Origin of the sequence: Allohoeflea poritis, assembly GCF_027889715.1 — a bacterium.
GTDB lineage: Bacteria > Pseudomonadota > Alphaproteobacteria > Rhizobiales > Rhizobiaceae > Hoeflea_A > Hoeflea_A poritis.
On sequence record NZ_JAPJZH010000040.1, the window covers coordinates 1 to 6,666 of the forward strand.

Annotated in this window: 9 protein-coding genes; 1 reads left to right on the forward strand and 8 read right to left on the reverse strand. The window is 59.2% G+C overall.

All coding sequences use genetic code 11. From position 1 onward, the window contains the following. The 4 genes from OOZ53_RS26220 to OOZ53_RS26235 form a co-directional block, all read right to left on the reverse strand. On the reverse strand, positions 1-1,705 hold a 1,705-nt coding region (locus tag OOZ53_RS26220; protein ID WP_271092756.1), incomplete at its 3' end, for a ParB/RepB/Spo0J family partition protein. A gap of 5 nt (positions 1,706-1,710) precedes the next feature. Next, positions 1,711-1,992 carry a hypothetical protein gene (locus OOZ53_RS26225; RefSeq protein ID WP_271092757.1) on the reverse strand — a complete coding sequence of 94 codons (282 nt, stop codon included), beginning with the start codon at positions 1,990-1,992 and terminating at the stop codon, positions 1,711-1,713. After that, a complete protein-coding gene (locus OOZ53_RS26230; protein ID WP_271092758.1) occupies positions 1,989-2,900 on the reverse strand; it encodes an ArdC family protein in 912 nt (303 codons plus the stop codon). The genes OOZ53_RS26225 and OOZ53_RS26230 overlap by 4 nt, the downstream gene beginning before the upstream one ends. 417 nt (positions 2,901-3,317) lie before the next feature. After that, positions 3,318-3,533, reverse strand: coding sequence for a helix-turn-helix domain-containing protein (locus OOZ53_RS26235; RefSeq protein ID WP_271092759.1), 216 nt, complete (start codon positions 3,531-3,533; stop codon positions 3,318-3,320). Between the two features lie 146 nt (positions 3,534-3,679). Between OOZ53_RS26235 and OOZ53_RS26240 the strand changes: the two genes are divergently transcribed. After that, on the forward strand, positions 3,680-3,931 hold the full coding sequence (locus tag OOZ53_RS26240; RefSeq protein WP_271092760.1) for a DNA -binding domain-containing protein: 252 nt from the start codon (positions 3,680-3,682) through the stop codon (positions 3,929-3,931). Between the two features lie 27 nt (positions 3,932-3,958). Here OOZ53_RS26240 and OOZ53_RS26245 read toward each other — a convergent pair whose 3' ends face one another. From OOZ53_RS26245 to OOZ53_RS26255, 4 genes are all read right to left on the reverse strand, one after another. After that, positions 3,959-4,327 carry a DNA -binding domain-containing protein gene (locus OOZ53_RS26245; RefSeq protein WP_271092761.1) on the reverse strand — a complete coding sequence of 123 codons (369 nt, stop codon included), beginning with the start codon at positions 4,325-4,327 and terminating at the stop codon, positions 3,959-3,961. A gap of 157 nt (positions 4,328-4,484) precedes the next feature. After that, positions 4,485-4,766, reverse strand: coding sequence for a transcriptional regulator domain-containing protein (locus OOZ53_RS26580; RefSeq protein ID WP_425499244.1), 282 nt, complete (start codon positions 4,764-4,766; stop codon positions 4,485-4,487). Positions 4,767-4,805: 39 nt separating this feature from the next. Beyond that, positions 4,806-5,438: an acyl-homoserine-lactone synthase gene (locus tag OOZ53_RS26250; RefSeq protein ID WP_271092762.1), complete on the reverse strand. Its 633-nt coding sequence runs from the start codon at positions 5,436-5,438 to the stop codon at positions 4,806-4,808. A 90-nt stretch (positions 5,439-5,528) separates the two neighbouring features. Then, positions 5,529-6,254, reverse strand: coding sequence for a LuxR family transcriptional regulator (locus tag OOZ53_RS26255; RefSeq protein ID WP_271092764.1), 726 nt, complete (start codon positions 6,252-6,254; stop codon positions 5,529-5,531). Between the last annotated feature and the right edge of the window lie 412 nt (positions 6,255-6,666).

Consider the following 6,666-nt stretch of genomic DNA (forward strand, 5'->3'; position numbering starts at 1 on the left):
GTTTCGCTTTCTGCGCATTCTCGGTGAGCAGCCCTGCCCCACCTGCGGTATAGCTGGTGAGCGGGAAGCGGAAGTAGCCGGGAAGCCAATTCTCTTGTCCTTTGCGTCCGTTTTCGCCGGTCAGAAAATCGCGGATAATGCCTTTCTGTACCTTGGTCGTGGCGCTGACATTGCCATCGGCAACGCGCTTGCCGCCGATCTCCGCGACCATCGCGTTGACGGCGGCCTTGCTGCGCAGCAGATCGAAGAACGCGTCGTCCAGTGTATAGCTGGCGGTCATGTCAACCGCCAGATCGCAGCCGATCCGATCGACAATGCAGGTTCCCGCTTGCAGCGTCTCGGCCATGACGAAGGTCAAAACACGCATCACTTCTTTATCGGTAAGCGCCGACAGCTTGACGAACAGCTCGCCGACGCGCCAGTCGTCGCCATTGCTGCGGGTAACGGAATGGCCATGCTCCGGCAGGCCGATCAGTTTCAGGATTTTCGCTTTTTCCGTGTCGAATGTCGCTTGCGCTTCGGACGTGGCGATGCTCTCGGCAGTCTCCTCCTTACGAGTCGTCTGCGGATCGGGCCTCGTCTGCCACAATGTCGAGCCGCCGATCATATGCGCGACGGTCAAGCGCAATGCAACGGCGGGAGCCGACAGCAGCGCCGCGCGCACAGCGGCGTGGCGGTGCAGTTCGATATAGTTCTGCGCCGGATTGGTCAGTTCCGGCTTGGTGGCCGGTTCGGTTTTACCGTTCTTGTCCGCTGCCAGATTCCCTCGCCTCCGGTGTTCGGTCTCGGTGATGTAACCCTCATGGACGGTGACCTCGCCATTGTCGCGGACCTCGATGAAGACCTTGCCGCCCTCTTTCTTGGTGGCTTTGACGTGATCCCAACGGGCGAAATAGCTGCCCCGATCCAGAACCTCGCAATCGCTCCAGCCCTTGCCCGTATAGGCATCGCGCAGGCTGGCGATGGCGGCATTCTGATGCGACCAGAACAGGTCGGCATCGGAAAAGACGCCATGCTCACCGAACAAATCGGCAAGGACCGCACCGGAATAGCCCTCGATGTCGAAGATCGCCTTGTCGGTGGTGATGTGCTCGCCGCCGCACAACCACGCCTTCAAGTATTGTCCGCGCGGCGCATGGTCGTCCTCGGACTGGAACAGCGCCAGCCATTCCTCCTGCTGAGCCTCGGTCGCCAGCGTCAACGCGGTGACCGTGCGCGAGTCGATTTCCTCGTTTGCGTAAAGCTTGCGGATCGCGGGAAGCAAATTCGCCAACGCCAAGCGCCGTTTCACAGTCAGTTCGGTAACACCGAAGGTCTCGGCGATCTCGGCAACGCTCCGGCCCTTGTCCGCCAGCTTCTTGAAGGCTTCATATTGCTCCATCTCGTCGGGCGCGACACGCGCGGCATTCTCGATAATGGAGGCCTCAATGGCATCCACATCTTTATTTCGGTCCAACACCAGACACGGCAGAACGGGATTGCTACCGGCCTCCTTGGCGATGACCTTCATCGCGAAGAAGCGCCGCCGTCCGGCGTATATGTCGTAATGGTCCGGCGCGCCATTGGGTTTCACCAGCAGGGGCTGGATGATGCCGCGCTGACGGATCGATGGCAGGATGTCGGAGACGTCCGGTTTCTTTCGCGAATGACGCATGTTGAGCGGCGACACCTTCAGGTGGTCGAGCGGGATATGATGCAGTTGCATGTGCTTTACTCCTTTGCTGAGTCAGGGGTGGATGCGCCATTTGACGTGGCGCGAAGCGCGTCGATCAGGTCCAGTTGATCGCGCGCGGCGGTATCGAACAGGCCGTGGTCACACGGTTGCTGCTCGGCATTCGGATTGCGTTTCGGGGCAAGCGGCGCGGCGGCGCGCAGGGCCAGCCGGTCGGCCAAGGTGACTGGGCGGACACCCGTGACAAGGGTCTGTTCACCGGCCTCGGTGTGCTCGGTTGCGGGTGATGCGCTTGCCGTTGGATCGGATGCGGTGCTCATGCCGCCATACCTCCGCTGTCACTCTCGTCCTGAAAGGCCAAAATGAAATCGGCAGCCCCGGAGGCCAGTGAGGCGGCATGGAAAATCGCGCGGTCGTCCTCGCGCAACAGGTCCAACCATGTGGCGATGTAATCGGAATGCCGAACGGTCGGCACGATAGCGAGCGACGCACAGACAAAGGCGGATGTCATTTCCGCGACCAGTTCCTCGCGCGCATACGGCCTCGATCCGAAGCGGCCTTTGAAGCTGCGGGCAAGCCGCGTTTCATGCCCGGTCCAGTGGCCAAGTTCGTGAAAGCAGGTCCGGTAGTAGTCGATCTGCGCGCGGAAAGCCGGTTGCGGCGGCACCTGCACATAGTCTTGGCTCGGCACGTAAAAGGCTTTATCGCCGCCGATGCGGAAATCCGCACCGGTGGCTTCGATCAGCGCTTCAGCATGCGGAATCGGGTCGCGTTCAGACAGCGGTGATGCGCCTACAAACAGATTTTCAGGCAGGCCGTCACACTGGTCGGCGTTAAACACCGTATAGCGTTTAAGGAACGCAACGGCTTGCGGATCATCGCCGTTCTCTGCCGCCTTCACCCGCTCCTTTTTCGGCACAAACCGGTCGGCATATACGACTGTCGTACCCTTTTCGCCCTTGCGCACGCAGCCGCCGAGCGACAGCGCTTGCTTGAAGGTGAGCCAGTTCTGGGTGCGCCGCCCGTTCTCGATGGCCGCGCCCCAAAGAATGAGAATATTGATGCCGGAATAGGCTTTACTCGTGCTGCCGTTCCTCGGCAGGCCGAGCGGGGTGTCCACGTCCGGGGTGCCCCAAGGCTGTACCCACGGGACACGGCCCTGCTCAAGCTCGGTGATGATCCGTTTGGTGACGCTCGCATAGACCGTCTGTCGATTGGTCTGCGGCATGACCGCATCCTCCTGTCCTCTTCGCCGCTGTTCCCCCAGAGGGTGGGGGCGGCAAGGAGGCCCTGCTGCCCCGAGCCATCAGGGCGCGGCGCAACCGGTTGGGTAGGAGAACAGAAAGAAATCGGAAGGATACAAAGCCGAAGCGGTTGCGCCGCGACCGCTCGGGGCTACAAGGGCCGTCCGCCCCCACCCGACCGGGGAACAGCTCAACACATGTCGCCGGCCGAGGGCCGGCGTCCGTATCCCGAAGCTGAAAGCTTCGGGCCTGCGCCAGGGGGCGAAGCCGACCGGCCGAGACCGCACAAGCGGGCTCGGTTCACGAGCACCCGGCGACCGGCCGCAGGCCGGGCGGGCGCCGTTTACAGCAACGAATTCCCTAAATTGAGCTTTCGATGAAAAGTGGGCCTAGATGTTTCGTCATCGCTTCGGCTGCTTGATGAGCTCGCAGGGGTCGACGTTCAAGGCCTTTGCGAGTTTGCCCAAGACGGTGACGCTTGCGGAAACATGAGCACGCTCAATCGAGCCCAGATAGCGCATGCTGAGCTCCGCCCGATCTGCCAATTCTTCCTGCGTCAAGTCCTGATTATGGCGCAAACGACGCATGTTGATCGCCATAACCTCTTTGAGGTCCATGACGAAATAGGGACTTGTTGTGAACGATCGTTCTAGGAATGATAGTTCCTATTCGCTACAATCCAGCTTCGGTCGTGCGGTTCTATCGGACGACGATTAGACCAAAGCAATTGAACTACAGTCGTTAACCGGTACAAGGGTTCTCGATGAAACCTGAAATCCAAGAAGAAATCCCATGGTCAGACACCCTTACTGACTACGATAACCAGCATTTCACGCTCTATCTAAGGCTGCTCGACGCATCCGCGGACGATGCGAGCGAAGAAGAAATGGCCTGCCTCATTCTCGGTATTAATCCAGCCGACGAACCTGAGCGGGCGCAAAAAACGCTGAGCAGCCATCTCGACCGCGCGAACTGGTTGATGACAAAAGGATACAAGGAGCTGTTCGCCGGCTAACTCGCGATTGCCTGCTTTCGAGGCAATTTACGAGAGGAACGCTCTGTACCCGTTGTCAACGAGCGCATGGCCCCGGCGAACAGCACGCCGGATCCGGTCACGAAGGTGCTCGCCCGGATCGGTCCAGTCGGAATCGACGCGCCACTCGCCAATCAGCGCTTCGGCAATTTCACGATGCGATGCGCCAGCCAGCGAACCGTCGAGGGCGCGCAGGACAAAGCACAGGCGGCGTCCGCGCGCATACTGAGGAAAGAGCCTTGCCGGAAACCGGTCACCCGCGTACAGCGCATTGAGGCTTTCCAGCGCTTTCAGCTGGTAACCAGCCCAATGCTTTGGCCAAAGGGCTTTAACGAAGATCTGGACGGGCGATCGTGCGTCACTTCCGGAAATCTTCAATTGGAGCCTTCCCGTATCATCCCTAAATAGAACATGCCGCGCCTCTGCCGCAGTCTCGAGAACGGCCTTCCGGCATGACAGTCCCATGAAATCAAATATAGGTTCCGAAGATGACAATGAAGGCCGTGCTGCGAACGCCGGCAGCACATGCGGGCATTCAGAAGGCGACCAGAAAACGGCTGCATCGGGACCCGGCGAGTCCGCGAAACAAGACGCCCCAGCGTGACAGATCCATCTCCGACCGAAACCTCGCATCCGCAAAATGACTTTCAATTTGCGCCGAGCTTCCAATGACACGGGCCAGATTCACGCGGAACTCCTGGTTTCGACGCAAGAATTCCCAGGCCCAACCGAGGCGGGTCAGCCGAAGCGTATAGACATAGGCCTGTGCATTGCACCAATCCGCTGGAGTGAACGCGCTCCTCTCACCGGTCATCATCGTGGTTCTCGATTGAAATGGGCTGTGGGAGGACCGGAATCATGCGGCTAAGCCTGCAACCGGCGCCCACAGTACCGGGCCGCCAAAACCGCCTTTATGACGAACCGCATCAAGATGTTCAGTGGAGACATGAAGATAGCCCGCGACAGCGCGGGTCTTGCCGATTGTCTGCGGATCCCCAATGCGCTGCAGTGGCCAGCCGGCTCGGCGAAGGATGCGTTCGACGCGCAGATCTGTGACGGTGACGATACGGTTGAGGCTCATGGACAGACCAAATTCGATCATACCCGCAAAGAGTTCGTATGTGCCCGCCGCAAGGCTGTTCGGACCCTTCGACGTATCAGCGGCACGATCGAGTGCGAACCGGCTGCTCTCCCAGATGGCTGGGTCTGCAGGCGCGGCACGGTGATCCAACAGCGCCGGAAAGACATCACAAAGCATGGTCGGGCCGGTCGACGGAAGCATGCGAACGCAGCCCTCAACGCGACCGCTTGGGCCGCGCAGCAGCAGGTAGTGTGGCTTCAAGTCATCGAAGGAATCGATCTCCAGGTCTTCTTTTGTCTGCACGTCCCAGCCAAGACGCTCCTTGAAGACCCGATACCGCAAGCGATGCATCTCGCGAAGTTCATCGGTAAACGCACTGTGCCAATCCGGTGCTACAAGCTGTATCATGACGACCTCCATTCAGGAACAATCCTGGCATTGGAGGCGAATATGTCAGCTAAAACAGCCTGTCTAACTGCACGGGAAAGTTGTATTCGGTCAGCTGGACGAGGATTGGGAGGCGGCTAAACGTGCGACCGCCTGCGTAATGGTCCTCACACCGAGTTTCCGTCGCACATTGTCGAGATGAAACGCCGCGGTGCGCCGCTTTATGCCCAGAATGTGGCCAATCTCCCAAATAGATTTTCCACGCGCTGCCCATTGCAGGCACTCATGCTCGCGTGGCGTCAATACAACCCCGTCAACGGTCCGGTTGCCAGAGAGCTTGCGCCGCGCATGGAAATGAAAGCATGTCGCGATAAGCTGGAACGCCTGCCCGTACCGTTCCGTCACACGCAACAAGGGCGGGTTCGGTTCGTCAGCGGCAAACGTCATGGCCGCGACACCGCCGTGATGGTCTGGAACGGGAATCGTGAATCCGCAACGGATTCCAAACTCGGCAGCTTCCTCGAAGAACCGGTCGTGCCGACCGCAAGTCGGAACGCCATCAAATCCACGACCCCATCTGAACGGCATCTCCTGATGCTTTGCATGGGCTACCACCGGGTCGATCCGTTCATACCCGTGATGCAGATAATGCGATGTCCAGTCCGTGGGATAGTTGGAGATCAATCTGGGTGTCGCCGATGACGATGCGGGCAGCGTAAGGAATGCGAATTGTTGGAGGTCGAATTCAGCCGCGGCGCTTGCCAAAGCCTCGCGCAGATCGGTTTCGTCGACACTTTCAAACAAGCGTTGTACAAACTCTTCAAAGACGCGTTGCATGGCTGGCTGTCCTTCCGCTTGCAATCAAAGCGTTTCAGCCCCTTCAAAGTTCGTTCAATACCGGTCGGCCCGCATCTGTGTTTCGGGCCAGTTCCATTTCCCCACACGGCATGGATAACCATTGTTCGGCCGAGGACACGTCAATGGACGCTGCATGATTGCGAGGGATCACCAACTCATTGGCCGCAGAAACCAAGAGCTGAAAGCGCCGGTTAACTTGTATGGCGAGACAGTCCTCGAGGTGATCCAGGAAGAGAGTAAGCGGATCAACGAGCAATACTTTAGAAGTCTCGGGTGTGGCCAGCGCAGACAATGGACCAACTCATTAGAAAATTACCGGCGAGCGCGCCCGATGGAGCCCGCCCGCCATTCAGTTGCGCCATCGCACAACTTGGGAGGAAGCAAGTGTCGA